A 17608-nucleotide genomic window follows, 5' to 3' on the forward strand; every position below is an offset into this window, starting at 1 on the left:
GTTGTTTTGTTTGTGATGTCATGAATATTCCTGTTTGTTTTATCCCTGATATTTTTGGCGTAGTGCCAGCTATGCAGGGTATAGATGGGAAATAGGGCTATCCGCGCTCTTCTCAGACGATGAAAAAAACCGAATAGAAGTTCGATATGCGCCTCCCCCTGCAAGAGGGAGGCTAAGAAGTGTTAACCGCGCTTAACAAAAATACGTGCGACAAAACCTATAGGGCCAGTCATGTACCAACCCTGCGTACCACGGCTGCGACGATCGCGGCCAACGGACTGGGTTAAACGGTCGAGAATAATCGCGAGAATTACGATACCAACCCCACCAATGGAGGCCAGACCCATATCGAGTCGGCCGATACCGCGTAGTACCATCTGGCCTAAACCACCCACGGCAATCATCGAGGCGATAACCACCATTGACAGCGCTAGCATCAGAGTCTGGTTAACACCAGCCATAATGGTGGGCATTGCCAGCGGTAGCTGCACTTTAAACAGCATCTGGCGCGGGCTTGAACCGAAGGACTCAGCGGCCTCTATCAAATCCGCCGGAACCTGCTGAATACCCAAGCTGGTTAAACGTACAATCGGCGGCAGCGCAAAGATAATGGTGACGACGACGCCCGGCACGTTACCGATACCAAACAGCATCACGATAGGCACCAAATAGACGAACGCTGGCGTGGTCTGCATGGCATCCAGCAACGGTCTAATCACACGGGCTGCGCCTTTACTGCGTGCCAGCCAAATCCCTAGAGGAAGGCCGATGAGCATGCAGAAAAATAGCGATGTCAGCACCAGTGCAAGCGTCACCATTGCCTGCGACCAAGCGCCAATCGCGCCGATGGCGATGAGGCCAATTAGGGTCGCGGCCCCCATGCCAAAACCGGCGCATTGCCATGCAATTAAGGCGAAGACCAAAATCGCGATAGGCGCGGGCATGCCCAGCAAGATGTTTTGAAATCCGCTGAGGACGAAGTCCACCGGCATGCGAATGCCTTGAAAAACAGGGCGGCCGTGACTGACCAGCCAATCGATACCATGCGTGACCCACGTATCGAAGGGCACCCAGGTATGATGGAACGGATCCATCAGATTAAAGTGTTCTGGCTCGGGCGCGGGAGCGCTGCTGAGCCAATCGCTGCCTTGAGCTGCATGGTTGCTTGCGGCATCAGTCGTGGCCGGTGATGAAGACCATGCGTCTGCGCCTTGCGATGCGGATGATGCGCTGGCGGCTGATTCTGCGGGTTCGGTTGCCCATGGATTACTCGTTGCGTCACTCATTGGCTAGGGCCCTCTTTGTCCAGTGCTTGTAGTAGCGTGCCTTTATTGATAATACCGATAAAAATACCGTCAGCGGATGTCACCGGAACACCACAAGGTGATTGGGCAACCTGCGAAATTAATTCGTTGAGCGAGGTATCTGCATCAACGGCTTCGGGAGCTGACAGCAGGGCAGAATCTAAAGACTGACCTTGAGAGAGCGCTTGTTTTAATGATTCTACTGAAACGATGCCAATATATTTTTGGCCTCGTTCTACCACATAACCATAATCATGATCTTCATCCTGCAATAATTTTAGTGCAGCACGAGGCCCGAATCCCGGTGTTTTTCGAATCAACGAAATATGTCTACGGCGAGCAATATCCTTTGCACTAAAGACTTGGCTAATATCAACGCCTTTGAAGAAAGTCTTAACGTAATCATTGGCCGGATTATTCAATATTTCTTCAGGCGTTCCAACCTGTATTACCTCACCACCTTGCATAATGGCGATGCGGTCACCAATACGCATTGCTTCATCTAAATCATGTGAAATAAATACAATGGTTCTTTGTTGTTGAGACTGAAGTCTAATTAACTCATCCTGCATTTCAGTACGAATTAAAGGGTCTAATGCTGAGAATGCTTCATCCATTAATAGAATATCAGGGTTAATTGCCATGGCGCGTGCTAAACCAACGCGCTGACGCATACCACCGGATAATTCATCGGGATAAGAGTTAGCGTGATTTTCTAATCCAACCTGACGTAAGGCATCGAGTGCTTTCTGATGGCGCTCAGCCTGAGGCATACCCGATAGCTCTAGCCCAAAGGCGGTGTTATCGAGCACATTCAAATGTGGCATAAGTGCAAATGATTGAAAAACCATGCTGATTTTACTACGACGAATATTACGCAGTTTCTCTTCTGAGACCTGTGCAATATCTTCGCCGTCAATCATGACTTGGCCACGGGTCGGTTTAATCAGACGATTGAGAAGGCGTACCATGGTGGACTTGCCGGAACCTGAGAGTCCCATGATGACAAATATCTCGCCTTCTTCAATGGCCAGACTGGCATTTTTAACGCCAACGGTCAGACCTGTTTTTTCAAATATTTGGTCTTTATGCAGACCTGATTCAATAAGTTTAAATGCACGGTCGGGATGTTCTCCGAATATTTTGTAAAGGTTCTTAATTTCTATTTTAATAGTCATGCAATAATAGAGTGTCCTATATATAATGAGAAATAGTTCACAGATTATTTAAATCAAATAATCCAAATATTATGAGCGAAATCGTTTAATACCCTAACATAATGAGATGATGAGACAACCCCTAAATTCAGATTAATGCCGTAATTGGGGTTTACATAAGCATAAATATTCGTTATGGTAAAATGCTGCTGCGCTTTCGACCTGATTTTAATATCCCTCGGTTTTTAAGTTATTTGTGCTGTTAGGGCCCTTCAACAAAGCGTAATTATTCTGCTGAATATTTATAATCAAAATCATATTATTTGTTAAGAATGCTCCTAATATTTCTTGGCTTTAATCTATTTATGTAAACATTATTATCAACTGCTATTCCACGTGCATGACAGAATATCAGGCTGATTTTTGATGGTGAATATGAGAAAATAGCCCTCTGTTTCTTTCTGTATCGAGTATCAATGGCGCTTTCTTCCGCAACTAAAAATCAAATTACTCAATGGTATAAAGCCCTTTCTGAGCATATCCCTGATTTTATCCCACGTCCTCAGCAGCGCACGATGATTGCGGAAGTCGCGAAAACGCTAGCCGGTGATGATGCTCGTCATTTGGCCATTGAAGCGCCAACGGGTGTCGGTAAAACGCTGTCGTATCTGATCCCAGGGATTGCGATTAGTCGCGATCAAGAGAAACCTCTGGTGGTGAGCACGGCCAACGTTGCTTTGCAGGATCAGATTTACAGCAAAGACCTCCCGCTGCTGCGCAAAATTATCCCCGATTTAAAGTTTACCGCGGCGTTTGGCCGTGGTCGCTATATCTGCCCGCGTAATCTGGCCGCGATGGCGAGCGCTGAAGGCATGCAGGGCGACCTTAAACTGTTTATTGAAGATGATTTACAGCCCAGCAGCGCCGAAGAAAAAGCGCTATGTCAAAAAATCAGCAAGCAGCTTAGCGGCTATCGTTGGGATGGTTTGCGCGATCACCTTGATGAGAATATAGATGATGCTCTGTGGGCGAAGCTAAGCACCGATCGCGCCAACTGCTTAGCGCGCAACTGCATGTATTTTCGCGAGTGTCCTTTCTTTATTGCTCGTCGAGAAATCGAGAGCGCTGACGTGGTGGTCGCAAACCATGCGTTAGTTATGGCTGCGTTAGAAAATGAGTCGGTTCTCCCTAATGCCAAAGATTTGCTGTTGGTGCTGGATGAAGGACATCATTTGCCTGATGTAGCGCGTGATGCGCTAGAAATCGATGGCGAGATTACGGCTATTTTTGTTAACGGCCAGGTGGAAGGGATCGCGCGACACATCGAGCAATGCGGTGCACAGTACAGCCCTAAAAATCGCCCGAAGCTGATGGATAGCGAGCGCTTAAAAGCCCATTGTGAAGAGATGCGGCAGTTAACCACAGATTTTGATCGTATGGCGACATCGCTACTTCCCGTGGGAAGCAGTGAGCCAAACTATCGTTTCGAGATGGGCGTATTGCCGGAGCCCATGGTCGATATTGCCGTTCGTTTATATAAATTGACGGACGGGCTGCGCGGTTTGGCTGAATTCATGATGAATGATTTGCAGGAAAAGACCGGCAGTCACGACATTATGCGATTGCACAAAGCCATTTTGCAGATGAGTCGTAGTTTCAGCTATTTAGAGGCGATGACGAAACTGTGGCGTTTGGCGGCAATGGAGAAAGCATCCAATGCACCGATTTCGAAATGGCTAACGCGTGACGTATTTGACAATGTGCAGCACATCTATATGCATTGCGTTGGGATCCGCGTCTGCGATCAGCTTGAGAAAATGCTGTGGCGAAAAATCCCACATGCCATCGTCACTTCGGCTACGCTACGGTCTTTGAATAGTTTTAACAGAATTAGCGAGCTCTCTGGTTTAAATGAAAAAGCGGGAGATCGTTTTGTCGCGCTGGATTCTCCGTTTAACCATCCAGAGCAAGGCTGTTTGGTGATCCCGCAAATGACGCTTGAACCTGCTATGGCACAGGAAGCGGAGCATTTACGCCAAATGGCACATTTTTTCCGTCATGAATGGGAAAGTGGCAAGCATACCGGCATGTTGGTGCTGTTTGCCAGCCAGAGAGCGATGCACACGTTCCTCAGCTTCGTGCCGGCATTACGTTTGGGATTGTTGGTTCAAGGCGACCAACCGCGTTACCGCTTGGTTGAAGAGCACTGTCGCCGTGTGCGTAAAGGCCAGCAAAGTGCCTTGGTGGGGCTACAGTCATTTGCTGAAGGGTTAGATCTTAAAGGAGAGTTGCTCACTCAGGTGCATATCCATAAAGTTGCTTTCCCGCCTATAGATAGCCCCGTGATCCTCACCGAAGGCGAATGGTTGAAAACGCTCAAACGCTATCCGTTCGAAGTACAGAGCTTGCCTGGTGCGTCGTTCACGCTGATCCAGCAAGTTGGCCGCTTGATCCGAAGCCATGAGTGCAAAGGTGAGATCATTATTTATGATCGCCGCCTGCTGAGCAAAAGCTATGGCGCACGTTTACTGGGCGCATTGCCGGTATTTCCAATTGAGCAGCGCCCAATGCCGGAGGGCGACCTCCCCGAAATTCCTGCGCCGAAGAGCGATAAAAAATCAACGAGCGGCTCGCGTGGCAAGCGTGGTGCTCGCCGTCGAGGCTGAGATTCGCGCTAAGTACAATTGTCAGAGCAAATAATGCCACGTACTATCCCTAATATGATGCAAATGTAAATTAGATGAGTACGAGGTGTTGCCGTGGATTATGCACAAATTATTAAAGAAGTAGGGCGAGGAAAGAACCACGCGCGTGATATCAGCGCCGAACTGGCTGAAACGTTGTTTAGCGATATGCTGGCCGGTCACATCCCTGAGCTGGAGTTAGGTGGTATCCTGATTGCGTTGCGTATCAAAGGTGAATCCGAGCAGGAGATGCTTGGTTTTTATCGAGCGATGCAGCAGCGTTCCGCCAACCTTGCGCTGCCTACTGATATGCCAATGCCTATTGTGATCCCAAGCTATAACGGCGCTCGCAAGCAAGCTAACTTAACTCCTTTGTTGGCCATGCTGCTGGCAAGGGAGGGCGTTCCCGTGTTGGTGCACGGTGTTAGCCAAGATCCAGGCCGAGTTACCAGCGCTGAAATATTCCAAGAACTGGACATTACACCGACACGCGACGTGCAAAACATTGATTGGAAAACCGGCAAGCCGGTTTTTATCTGCGTGGAAGATTTAGCGCCAGAGATGCATCAAGTGCTGTCATTACGTTGGCGAATGGGCGTTCGTAATAGCGCACATACTCTAATCAAGATGATTAACCCTTTTGCCGGTAACGCTTTGCGCATTGCCAGCGTTTCCCACCCAGAATATATCCAGAGAATGGCGGGGTTATTTAATCAAACATTATCGACCTCGCTGCTGTTGCATGGAACGGAAGGCGAGGCGTATGCAAACCCGTTACGTTGCCCGCAGATGCATTTATGCCGTGAGGGAGAAATGAGTACGCTAGTGACGCGCGAAATGGGAGAGGGGGATAAACCCGAATTAGCCGAGGCAAAAAGCATTGAGGAAACCGTGCGCTGGACGAAACGTTGTCTTCGCGGTGAGCTGCCAATACCTCTAAGTCTCAAGCTACAGGTAGAAGCCTGCTTGAATATTGTCAGTACACAAAAATAGGGTGAAAGGAATTAGCCTACAAGCAGTACATTATAAATGTAGTCACTCTAAATAACTATTTATAGGCGTTTTTTTATGCGAATTTAATCGGGGTAAGTTCTGGTTAAGGTAAATAAAACGCTAAGAAAATTCTTCAAATTAGAGTTTAATTCTTAGGATTTTATTTGCGCTGGTGATTTATTTGTTTTTTTTGTTCTCACTGAGCTTATATTTTTATTTTTAAGATCTCACTTTAAGTTGTATCTATCAAAAAAGTTATCCAGTATCCTTTTCTGGAAAATTCTACCGTACCCATATTCAACAGTGCATAACAGAGTGTGACTTGCTTGTAACATTATGACTATTATACATCATGAAAATAATGATGCTGTTTTAGACAGCTCAAACCGCAAATTCCAGCCTCCATTCCCACGTGATGATGAAATTGACTTGATTGAATGGTTACTTATTGCAATTAAATCATATAAAACAATTTTAATTATAACGTTCTGTTTTGGTTTAATCGGGTATGGGATTGCTAAAATTCTGCCGCAAAAATGGACGAGTGAGGCCGTTGTTGTTGCTCCGCAAAGTGAGGAACTCACATCTCTGGATGAATTGAAGCCGCAGCTTGCTGTTTTTAACATCGATTTTAACGTTAGCGAAAAAGATCTATTAAGTCTCTTCGCACGAGACTATGACTCTCAGATCTTGCGCCGTGAATACCTCGTGACAACCGATTTTTATAAGCGGCTCATTGAGAAAGTTGGTCCTAACGATGAATTGGCTAAGCGTCAGATACTTGACAGTTTGGCGACCAAGTCTTTTGCTTCCTTTAGCAGCGAATTGAGCAAGACTCCAGCTGATACCGCTTATTCTTACTATAAGTTGTCGTTTACCGCTGATAGCAGTGAAGACGCGCAAAAAACGTTGGAAGGCTATATCTCAGTGGTTAACGCCTCGGTGGAAAGGTTCATCGCCGGCAAGATCCAGCGTCTGATCGATATTAGCCTGAGCAGTGAAGAGTCAAAATATGATATGGCCCTTGCTCGTTTAAAAAATGTGCAAGACGTGAATATCAACCGTCTTGGTTATGCATTGTCTATTGCTGATGCGGCTGGTGTGAAACGTCCACTGTATAGTAACGGCACCGCGATTAAAGATGACCCTGATTTTTCTATTGCGTTGGGTTCTGACGGTTTAAAACGTAAGCTGGAAATTGAGAAATCGATTACCGATCTGGCTCAGTTGAACTCTGGTTTGCAAGACAGCAAGATGATTATCAGCAAGCTGCGCGAGCTAAAGTTAGCGGATATCAATTTCACCGCGTACAAATACATGATGAAGCCTAATGAGCCAGTGAAAAAAGACAGCCCTAAAACGGCGCTAATTGTCTTGCTGGCACTTATTTTAGGTGGGATCACTTCGGTCGGTTTGGTCACTGTCCGCCATGTGATCAAAAACCGTAAATAACGTATGTATTAATTTGAGATCTTAATAGCTTGATAGAAATATCAACTTATCAGAGATAAAAAAACGGGCCATATGGCCCGTTTTTGTTTAATCAGAGCAGCCTGTATCTATTGTGTGCTGCGACGTTTGCGAATGAACATCCAACCCAGTCCCAGAATAACAAACCAGATCGGCGTTACCATCAATGCCTGACGTGTATCAGCTTCCAGCGTGAGTAGTACGATGACAAACGCAAAGAAGGCAAGACACACCCAGCACATCAGCTTGCCAAAAGGCATTTTGTAGATAGATTTTTCATGCAGGTGAGGACGTTGTTTGCGGTAAACCATGTATGAACACAGAATGATTGACCAAACAAACATGAACAAGATCGCTGACACCGTGGTGACCATCGTGAAGACGGTAACAACGTTAGGGATTAAGTAGATAAGTACCACGCCGCCCAGCAGACAAACGCAGGAGAACGTTAAACCTGATGATGGAACCGCGCGCTTAGACAGCAGGGCAAAGCGCTTAGGTGCTACGCCATCCTGCGCTAAGCCATAAAGCATACGGCTGGTTGAAAAAACGCCGCTGTTGGCGGAGGAGGCCGCAGAGGTCAGCACCACGAAGTTAATAATGCTGGCAGCGGCAGGTAAACCCGCTAACACGAACAGTTCAACGAACGGGCTTTTATCTGGAACCACGGAGCTCCACGGTGTCACTGACATAATCATGATCAGTGCAAATACGTAGAACATAATGATGCGTATAGGAATCGAGTTAATCGCTCGTGGCAGTGATTTCTCAGGATCTTTCGTTTCGGCCGCCGTGGTTCCTACCAGCTCAATACCGACAAAGGCGAACACCGCAATTTGGAAGCCCGCGAAGAAACCACTTAAGCCTTTCGGGAACCAGCCACCGTCGTTCCAAAGGTTGCTAAATGAAGCCACGCTGCCGGTTGGTGATTCGAAATGCATTAACACCATGCCTAGCCCGATCAAAATCAGCGCAACGATGGCCACGATTTTAATCATCGCAAACCAAAATTCCATTTCGCCGAACATTTTGACCGTTGCCAGATTTAGGCCTAACAGCAAAAGCACCACGGCAAGCGAGGCGACCCAATCAGAAAGCCCGGGGAACCAGAACTGCGCGTAGGCGGTTATTGCAACGACGTCGGCTATCCCAGTGACAACCCAGCAGAACCAGTATGTCCAACCGGTAAAATATCCAGCCCACGGGCCGAGTAAATCAGCAGCAAAGTCGCTAAAGGATTTATATTCAAGATTGGATAAAAGCAGCTCCCCCATTGCGCGCATCACGAAGAACAGCATAAAGCCGATGATCATGTAGACGAAAATGATCGAGGGGCCTGCAAGGCTGATCGTTTTGCCGGATCCCATAAACAGGCCGGTACCGATGGCACCACCGATAGCAATAAGCTGAATATGACGGTTGGTGAGATTACGCCGTAGATGCTTTTCCCCTTTTGCGGGGCTCGCGGCCTCAACTTTTACCTGCTCTACCATTTTGTCTCTTCCTTTTACCTGTCTGTAAGTGGCATGCCTTCTGCTGATATTTCGCAGATGATTAGCTGCGGTGCAGCCTATAATTTTAGGTATATAAATGCATTGCGATAGAGAACGACTCTTTCGCAGGACATCCAAGATATTAGGGAAGAAAATAAGAATTGAATACAAATAGATTAACTTAATGTTAATTTTTTGTTTTTTTATAGATCTCGATCCACAGTGATTTGTGATGCATTTCAAGCTGAGTCGGATAAAACATCCGTTCGATCACAAAATCACCGCAATAATCATTCAGCGTCAAGAACGGATTACAGAATATTGTGACGGTGCTGATGAGGAGAAGCAGAGGGGTTGCGGGCATAAAAAAACGCAACCGAAGTCGCGTTTTATTGGGCATTTAGGACAATCAGGTGTTTGTGCGTCTGGATTAGCTATGCGCCGGGTTGGTCAATACTCGACGAGCTTCACGATAACGGCCTTTCCAGTAGCTATCATTCAGGCTTGAAATAGTCACACCGCTGCTGGTGGAAGCATGAACGAATTGATCATTACCTAAATAGATACCAACATGGCGGCCCGTTGAACCTGCACGGAACAGCACTAAGTCACCGATACGCAGCTTGGTACGCTGAATTTGGCGGCCAGTATCTTGTTGTTCTGATGTAGAGCGGGGCAGATCCAAACCAAATTGTTCACGGAAAGTACGCTGAACAAATGCTGAACAATCGATGCCACGTTTACTATCGCCACCGAGGCGATAACGCACACCTTTCCAGGTTGCGTATTGATCCATAATTTTGGATTTAATATCCACATTACGAACCATTGCTTCAAATTCATCCTGAGAAGCTTGAAGTAAAAGACCATCTTTGTCTTTAACTGCATGCGTATCAGTTTGTGCGTATCTATCAGATGAAGAATGGTTTGCACTACATGCCGACAGGAGTACTGCGGCGGCGATAGCTGGAGCTAATCGCAAGATATATCTCAGAATCGGTTGAGACTTGACCATTGTAGAAGATTTTCCTTTTTGTCCTTAACGACGGAGTCGCTATCTATAAATGCCATTCAAGAGACTAATAATAGGATCCACATGTGACAATGTTTACACATGAAATCTGTGCGGTGGAGCACACTTTTGTCGCTATTATTCTCAAAAACTCAGAATCTATGCACAAACGTTGAAATATTACCGGATCGAAATAGGTTTGGCGAGGCTTTTTGTGCATTTTAAAGAATAAGAAGCTGCTGTAATAATATGTAATATTTAAAGATTATTAAAAAAGATGCGCACGGGATGGAAAGGATAAAAGAAAGGCAAGATGGTATAGGAATTGTCTGAATGAGAACTTATGCAATGTCTGATTTATCCCCCTTAATCGATGATATGGATTCAGGGGGATGTGATGGATTATTGCGGACGATACTTGCCGGGCAAATGCCGGTCTAACAAGTTCAATAAGGCATCTGATGCAGGCGTGAGTAGCCACCAGCTTAGACCTACCAGCACAACGCTGAGGGAGCCTACGGCGATATCGCTAAACCAATGTGCACCAATCATGATGCGCGGCAGAATAAATACCACGAAGATCGCCAGCGCAATAATAAAAGAGCGAAGCGTAAAATAACGCAGCATGAATACGGCAAAAATAATCAACATCATGCCATGATCGCCAGGGAAACTGTCGCTTGAACTGTCTTTGGTGTTAATTCCAGTAAGTTCTCCCACGCGATGGATGTGGGGGAAATAGTTAGTTGGGCTTGCACGCTTAACGGGAAGAATATGACCCAGTTGGTTTAAAACCACCGCAGTCAGCAAGATTACCACGCCCAAAATTAGCATTCGGCGCTTGCCGTAACCATCTTGTTTGACAAAAAATGACAGATATAGCAATCCCATACACAGTAGTGCTATGGCGTCAAACGCACGATTATTGGTATAGGCGACTAAATAGAGAAAGGCGCGGTTGGTGACCAGATGATCGTTAAAAAAGAAAAAGATCGACGAGTCTATTGGGAACCAGAAACCGTGATTCGGAGCCAAATACCAAGAAAAGAATAAAGCGATGCCAAGGAGATTACACAAAATAATCCACGGCAGATTACGACGAGTCATGTGCTAAGCCTAACCTGTAAAAAATGAAAACATCTGTTTAATATGCTGTTTTAATACGCGCTTTTAAGAGCGCGCTTTGTAATGTGTTCCAGTCGGTTTCAGCGTCATGAATTAACTCGATGCGACTGTCCAGCGGCGTGGTCTGCTGCGTTTCAATATGAAAATCAGCGCCTTGTCGATTAACGATCAAGGTTCCTTCAGGGATCCGCAAGCTTCCTTTCACGCGGACAACCGGTGCGAGACGTACCCATTCCAGCAACGCGACGGTGTTGAAACAGGTCTCCGTGCTGAATACCCATCCGCAGCTAAAATAGCCTTGGCCCTGATTCAGTGAGCGACGCCAGTTTTGCCCTTCAGGCAGACGCAGAGCGGCGATGCCTGAAGCAGGCGCTTTACCATGATGGTGATGTTTAGCATTAGGTAGCTCGGCGATATTTTCACGTGGACTGTCGAGTAATACCACATCAAGCAGCCCATGCTGCGTCGATACTAAGCGACGTCCTGAGCCCGCTTGCTGATACCAGCCATCGAGCTTCTCGCGATCGCTGTCGCTATAGGTATCGTCTTTATTCGCCACAATGATATCTGCTGCGGCGAGCTGATCGCGGAAATTCTCGTTGCTGGTGTATTTGTCATCGCTCAGCTGGCGGGCATCAAGCACACAAAGTGTGGCTTTTAACTCAAGCCAAGCTTGATAGGTATCTGATGTCAGCAGGTTTAGGATTTGTTTTGGATGTCCAAGCCCCGTGGGCTCAATCAGCAAGCGATCGGGTTTGGCTTGCTGCAACAACATATTCAATCCAACCTGCATGGGTAGGCCGTTAACGCAGCACATACATCCACCGGGGATCTCTTTTAACACGGCTCCGGTATCGGCCAACAGCGCACCATCAATGCCAATTTCACCAAATTCGTTGACCAAAACAGCCCATTTTTCATTCTCGGGTTTGTTTGCTAATAAGTGGCGTAGCGTGGTGGTTTTACCGCTACCCAAAAATCCAGTGATGAGATTTACTTTAGTCATTTAACGCCCCGATTTACCTGCTTTTCGACCAGAATATTACCATGATTGCACACTATCTCAGGGGAGCGAAAGTGCTGCAACGTTAAACCAAAGTTAAACGAAAAAGAGAATATCGCAAAAATATTCGCTTCCGTAATCTACTGTGGGCTTGCCGATTTAGCCTTATTAAACGCTAAGAATTTTCTCTATAGCATAGTTACCTGCTGTATATCGCCTGAACGACATTTTTTCTTAAGGTTTCCTGTTTTGGTGCCGTTGTGTTTTTTACAGACTGCTACCTTTAAATCACTCTCTATGCGCAGGATTTGCATGGATTGATGTATTTACCGGCTAGCGTGTATTTGTGTGAAAATCCAAGAGGTGACCATGAATAAGGTTTGGTTATCAATGCTTTTCGCTGTCGGCTTAGGATTGCCTTTTTTCTCTGGATTGATGCCTGAAGCTCAGGCAGGAAATGTGGGGGTTATTCGTTTTGTTGGCTCGATTGTTGAAGATGCCTGTGACGTTGGCATTGACAAGAATCGCATAAAAACCCGCTGTGACAACGGTGGCCGAACCGCAACGGTCAGTCATCCAATTAGCCAAATAGGTACGGCTCCCGTCGATCTCCCTATTTCAGTGGGAACCAGTCAATTAAACTGGATCAATTCCAAACATACCCTAGGTGTGTTAACTATTAATTATCATTAGATTTCTTTGCTAATTCTTTTCTCAATACTTTATACGTTGGTGGATTCAAATGGGGTTTGGATTATGGTTATCCAGCCCCTGTTATTGATGTATTTTGCCGAGGTCATTTCTCTGCTGTGATATAATCAGACCAAATTAGGTAAGTGCTCCTATCATTTGGGGATTTGGTCTGGCCAATTGGTAAGCTAGACAATATTCGCCCACGTTATCGGTATAAAAGGTAGCAATATGAGATTGTATCAAGAAGTGGGCAATACTCTGCGTGAGCTCATTGCGCAAGGAGAGTATCCAATTGGCGAACGTTTGCCCCCTGAGCGTGATATTGCGGAACAATTTAGCGTTAGCCGCAGCGTTGTTCGTGAAGCACTTATCATGCTCGAACTGGAAAAGCTGATTGATGTTCGTAAAGGCTCCGGCGTGTATGTTGTTGCTTTGCCGCAAAGCCAGCGACGTGCAGCGGTGACCGATCTCGATGAAAATACCTACGGCCCTTTTGAATTGCTTCAGGCAAGGCAGTTGCTGGAGAGCGAGATTGCGGCATTTGCGGCGGTTCAGGCAACCAAAGCCGACATCATGAAGATGCGAAAAGCGATTGAGCAAGAGCGCCAGTTATTGTCCTTAGGCACGGTCGATGAAAGCGCCGATGAACTCTTCCACTGCCTGCTTGCGCAATCTACGCAAAACAGCGTGTTGGCCAGCATGGTTCACGACGCTTGGCAGGCAAGAAAACATAACCCAATGTGGAGTGGGCTGCACGTGCATACCAGCGACTTCAGCTACCGTTGGAATTGGTTAGACGATCACCAAAAAATTCTGCATGCCGTTTTACGTCGCGATGCTAAATCTGCAAAACAGGCGATGTGGCAGCATTTGGAAAATGTAAAAACTAAGTTGTTAGAAATCTCCGATCCCGAAGATCCGAGTTTCGATGGTTTTTTATTTGAATCAACTCCGGTGTTACAGAGCGAGTAGGCATTATACTTTGTTAGTGCATTACTACCTTAGCTGCATGCTATCAACGTCGCTTCGCCGTTGGCTTTTTCATCAGTTTGTGCGGTAAGTTCCTATATTTCGCAATAGATTAGCTATTTATGGTCGTTTTTCGACATAATAAAAATAATATCCGTCGGAAATTGCCGGTAACTGATATATGACAAAGCTTTTTCGCTCAGCGAGTTTCCGCCCAGTAGCCAGACTTATCGTCTCTCTACTGGTCGTTATTTTAATTCTTATTATCGCCGTATTGACAATTTCATGGCAGATTTCGCGTGGGATGGAGCGCGATATTGAACAACGCCTGCAGCGTGCGATATCGCAATTTGATGCGACGTTACAAAATGCAGAGACCGCCGCGAATGCTGTACATGATTATTTAGGTAAGACCTGTAACACTGAAACTCAGGATGCTTTACGTTATCAAGTTACCGTTGTTCCAGATATCCGTACTGTTAATCTGGCTACTGGCGATAATGTTTACTGCTCATCTCTAGCGGGAAAGTATTCGACCAGTGTGAGTACCAGTAAATACGTCGGTGGAATGCTATTGATGCTGAATGGTAATCCGGTAACGCCAAATCGTTCGCTTATTGCGTTTCGCAAATCTTACGGTGAGCACAGCGTTTTAGTTGGTGTTGATGGCTATTATCTAAAGAATGTTTTGGAACTGCTGCAAACACCAACGGAAATCCGTCTATTAGTCGGTACAAGTTGGATGGATAGTTCAGGCCATGTCTCCGATGAGAAATTCCAGCCCAATGGCACCAGCTATTTTCAGACATCAACGCGTTTTCCTTACACGGTTGCAACAGAAATTCCCACCAGCACCCATTGGGAATACGTCTGGGAGTACTCTTCCGGCAGCATTATTTTATTCCCACTCTTAGCCGCCTTATTGGGATTCGTAACCTATCGTACAATGGGCCGCGTGAATTCACCTTTATCCGAATTGAAAAGCGGATTGAGGAATCATGAGTTTATTCCGTTTATTCAGCCCGTTGTTAGCGGTAATACGAACGATCTCACGGGGTGTGAAGTGCTCATGCGCTGGCGTCATCCGCAGATGGGGATGATTGCGCCTAACCAGTTTATTCCTTTAGCCGAAGAATCAGGGCTAATCGTGCCGATGACTCAAGATTTAATGGCGCAGGTGAGGGACTATTTTGCGCCGTTAGCGGAGCGTCTCCCTTACAACTTCCATTTTGGAATCAATATTAGCGCGAGCCATTTTAAAGATCTCAGTCTGGTTGAGGATTGCCGCCAATTTCTTGCCGCCTTTGAAGGCTATAAAATTCAGCTGGTATTAGAACTGACCGAGCGCCAGCTAATTGTGCCAAACGAAATGACGAACCGCATATTCCATGAGCTACACGAGCTTGGTGTGCTTATTGCGTTAGACGATTTTGGCACCGGCCACTCAAGCTTGGCTTATCTGCGTGAATTCCATATCGATATTCTTAAGATTGACCAGAGTTTTATCCGCATGATCGGGTCAGATGCGTTATCAGGACATATCGTAGATAACGTGATTGATTTAGCTAAACGTCTACAAATGGTGACGGTCGCGGAAGGGGTGGAAACACCGGAACAGGCGGAGCATCTTAAGCAATATAACCTTGATTTTTTACAAGGGTATTTATTCGGGCGGCCAGAAGATCTCAAAATCTTTAGCGATAAGTGGCTGTTATAGAATGCTTAATATATCAATTGGCTATCAGATAAAGTTTACAGCTTTGGCTATCCCATAAAGGATAGCCAATTCACGTCAGTTATTTAACCAGTGCAGCACAGGTTTTAGCCGCGCCATGTTTCACGAGTGCTAAATAAGCTTGGGTTACGGCTGCTACAAATGTAGCTTGTTTTGGCAACTCATCACCAAATACCGTTTTGATACCCAGCAATGCTTGAACGCGGGCTTCGCCTTCTTGGCTTCCAGCAACCACCGCTTTTAATGTTTCCACCATAGGATCACGAATATCAATGTCCTGTTGATGATCGTCTACGCCGCCAACATATCGCATCCAACCCGCCACACCGAGCGCCAAGCATGGGAAAGCGCTGTCGTGAGCAAGGTGCCAGCGAATGGAGTCCAGCATACGCTGAGGCAGTTTCTGGGTGCCATCCATGGCAATTTGCCAAGTGCGGTGCTTCAGCGATGGATTACTGTAGCGTTCGATCAGGCGGTCGGCATACTGACCTAAATCAACGCCGGTTACGCGTAGCGTCGGGGCTTGTTCTTGCAGCATTAAACGGTGTGCCGCGGTGCGATAGGCCTGATCTTCCATGCAATCATTAATGTGCTGATAGCCAGCCAGATATCCCAGATACGCGAGGAATGAATGACTACCGTTAAGCATGCGCAGCTTCATTTCTTCATAAGGCAGTACGTCACTCACTAGCTCTGCGCCAGCGATTTCCCACTGCGGGCGACCTGCGACAAAATTGTCTTCCACAACCCACTGAATGAAAGGCTCACAGGCGATGCCACAAGGATCTTCCACGCCAACGGCCTGAGCGACTTCGGCCAATGTTTCCTCCGTGGCGGCCGGTACAATACGGTCAACCATGGTGCTTGGGAAGGTGACGTTGGATTCAATCCATGTGGCCAGATTTTCATCGCGTGCTTTAGCTAATCCGAGAACTGCGTTTTTAACCACGTGACCATTTTCAGGGATGTTGTCGCAAGATAAGACGGTAAACGGTGCAAGATTGCGTTCGTGGCGTAAACGTAAAGCTTCCACAATCACGCCTGGTGCTGAAGTCGGTGCCAGCGGAGTGGCTAAGTCGCGTTGGATCAAGGCGTTGTTGAGATCCAATTTTCCGCTGCCGGGTTCAATGCAGTAGCCTTTTTCTGTGACGGTCAACGATACAATGGCTACCTGTGGTTCCGCCATTTTCTCGATAACGGCCTGAATGCCATCGATTTCTGAGTGCAGCGATTCATGCACTGAACCTACCACCACGGCCTGATTATGTTCAGCGCCTTTTTCCAACACGGTGTACAGATGATTTTGTTCGCGCAGCTGTTCAATCAACTTTTCGCCGCCGAACAGGTTAACTTCACAATAACCCCAATCTCCGCCTTGCTGATTAAGCACTCGGTCAGTCAGCAATGCCTGATGGGCACGATGAAAAGCACCAAAACCGAGGTGGACGATACGGCTTTTTAAAAGGCTACGGTCATAAGTGGGCTGTTTTACACCGTCTGGCAAAGAGTGGTTGGCTAGGTTTTTCATGCTGAACTCCATTGAGAAGATGAACGTGGCAGACGAACAAAGGTCTGTCAGCATCAGAACGGTAAAGCAAAAGATGTTAGACCACTTTATCTCACCTATGCTCACGGCATAAAAATGCGTTTATGGCCTGAGTATTAATGCGGTCTGACATCTTCTAAGATCGCTAAAGTGGCTTGCAGTCTAAAGTCATATGACAGAAAATGAAATTGGTTAGTCCAAAATTCTAGAATATTCGTGAAGTGGATCAACCAATAGTGGATTGGGTTTTGACAGAAAACCAGCAAAGAGTAAGGTAAAAGCTAAATGATATCTGTGGTATTTGGTATAACATCTTGAGTTTTTTGCTCACTATTTTGCTGGAAACAACGAGAGATTGCTGCCAAAGCTGCCACAGAAGAATTCACTTAATCATGATAAATCGTATTTTCACCCGCAGAAGGTA

The 17608-nt window shown here is 46.4% G+C and carries 13 protein-coding genes; 6 read left to right on the forward strand and 7 right to left on the reverse strand.

The window, feature by feature from the left end; genetic code table 11:
* Positions 1-182 precede the first annotated feature (182 nt).
* Both proW and proV read right to left on the reverse strand, forming a co-directional pair.
* Complete coding sequence (gene proW / locus RSC70_RS06650) at positions 183-1286, reverse strand: glycine betaine/L-proline ABC transporter permease ProW (protein ID WP_130934127.1); 1104 nt, start codon at positions 1284-1286, stop codon at positions 183-185.
* Entirely contained in the window at positions 1283-2482 is a 1200-nt protein-coding gene (gene proV / locus RSC70_RS06655; RefSeq protein WP_063585562.1) for a glycine betaine/L-proline ABC transporter ATP-binding protein ProV, read from the reverse strand. Before proV ends, proW begins: the two co-directional genes overlap by 4 nt.
* 455 nt (positions 2483-2937) lie before the next feature.
* Between proV and dinG the strand changes: the two genes are divergently transcribed.
* The 3 genes from dinG to wzz(fepE) all read left to right on the forward strand — a co-directional run bounded on the left by dinG (position 2938) and on the right by wzz(fepE) (position 7590).
* Positions 2938-5127 carry an ATP-dependent DNA helicase DinG gene (dinG, locus tag RSC70_RS06660; protein WP_282814929.1) on the forward strand — a complete coding sequence of 730 codons (2190 nt, stop codon included), beginning with the start codon at positions 2938-2940 and terminating at the stop codon, positions 5125-5127.
* A gap of 93 nt (positions 5128-5220) precedes the next feature.
* Positions 5221-6138, forward strand: a complete 918-nt coding sequence (ybiB, locus tag RSC70_RS06665) for a DNA-binding protein YbiB (protein ID WP_332542082.1) — start codon at positions 5221-5223, stop codon at positions 6136-6138.
* 336 nt (positions 6139-6474) lie between these two features.
* Entirely contained in the window at positions 6475-7590 is a 1116-nt protein-coding gene (gene wzz(fepE), locus RSC70_RS06670) for an LPS O-antigen length regulator Wzz(fepE) (RefSeq protein WP_332542083.1), read from the forward strand.
* A 107-nt stretch (positions 7591-7697) separates the two neighbouring features.
* On the opposite strand, the gene cycA is transcribed toward wzz(fepE), so the two are convergent.
* The 4 genes from cycA to RSC70_RS06690 all read right to left on the reverse strand — a co-directional run bounded on the left by cycA (position 7698) and on the right by RSC70_RS06690 (position 12244).
* The gene (gene cycA / locus RSC70_RS06675) at positions 7698-9101 is read right to left on the reverse strand and encodes a D-serine/D-alanine/glycine transporter (protein ID WP_332542084.1); all 1404 of its coding nucleotides are present in this window, start codon (positions 9099-9101) and stop codon (positions 7698-7700) included.
* Positions 9102-9531: 430 nt separating this feature from the next.
* Positions 9532-10116, reverse strand: a complete 585-nt coding sequence (gene mepS, locus RSC70_RS06680; protein ID WP_004096016.1) for a bifunctional murein DD-endopeptidase/murein LD-carboxypeptidase — start codon at positions 10114-10116, stop codon at positions 9532-9534.
* Between the two features lie 399 nt (positions 10117-10515).
* Positions 10516-11220 (reverse strand): phosphatase PAP2 family protein, encoded by a 705-nt coding sequence (locus tag RSC70_RS06685; RefSeq protein ID WP_063585557.1) that lies wholly within the window; start codon positions 11218-11220, stop codon positions 10516-10518.
* A gap of 37 nt (positions 11221-11257) precedes the next feature.
* A complete protein-coding gene (locus RSC70_RS06690; protein WP_332542085.1) occupies positions 11258-12244 on the reverse strand; it encodes a CobW family GTP-binding protein in 987 nt (328 codons plus the stop codon).
* A gap of 366 nt (positions 12245-12610) precedes the next feature.
* Here RSC70_RS06690 and RSC70_RS06695 point away from each other — a divergent pair, with 366 nt between their 5' ends.
* From RSC70_RS06695 to RSC70_RS06705, 3 genes are all read left to right on the forward strand, one after another.
* Complete coding sequence (locus RSC70_RS06695; RefSeq protein WP_025800844.1) at positions 12611-12934, forward strand: hypothetical protein; 324 nt, start codon at positions 12611-12613, stop codon at positions 12932-12934.
* Positions 12935-13162: 228 nt separating this feature from the next.
* The gene (locus RSC70_RS06700) at positions 13163-13906 is read left to right on the forward strand and encodes a GntR family transcriptional regulator (RefSeq protein ID WP_332542086.1); all 744 of its coding nucleotides are present in this window, start codon (positions 13163-13165) and stop codon (positions 13904-13906) included.
* 178 nt (positions 13907-14084) lie between these two features.
* A complete protein-coding gene (locus RSC70_RS06705) occupies positions 14085-15620 on the forward strand; it encodes a cyclic diguanylate phosphodiesterase (RefSeq protein ID WP_332542087.1) in 1536 nt (511 codons plus the stop codon).
* A gap of 79 nt (positions 15621-15699) precedes the next feature.
* Here RSC70_RS06705 and RSC70_RS06710 read toward each other — a convergent pair whose 3' ends face one another.
* The gene (locus RSC70_RS06710) at positions 15700-17166 is read right to left on the reverse strand and encodes a mannitol dehydrogenase family protein (RefSeq protein ID WP_332542088.1); all 1467 of its coding nucleotides are present in this window, start codon (positions 17164-17166) and stop codon (positions 15700-15702) included.
* Positions 17167-17608: the final 442 nt, after the last annotated feature.

The sequence above is a fragment of the Hafnia sp. genome, from assembly GCF_036648275.1.
In the GTDB taxonomy this organism is placed as follows: Bacteria; Pseudomonadota; Gammaproteobacteria; order Enterobacterales; family Enterobacteriaceae; genus Hafnia; species Hafnia alvei.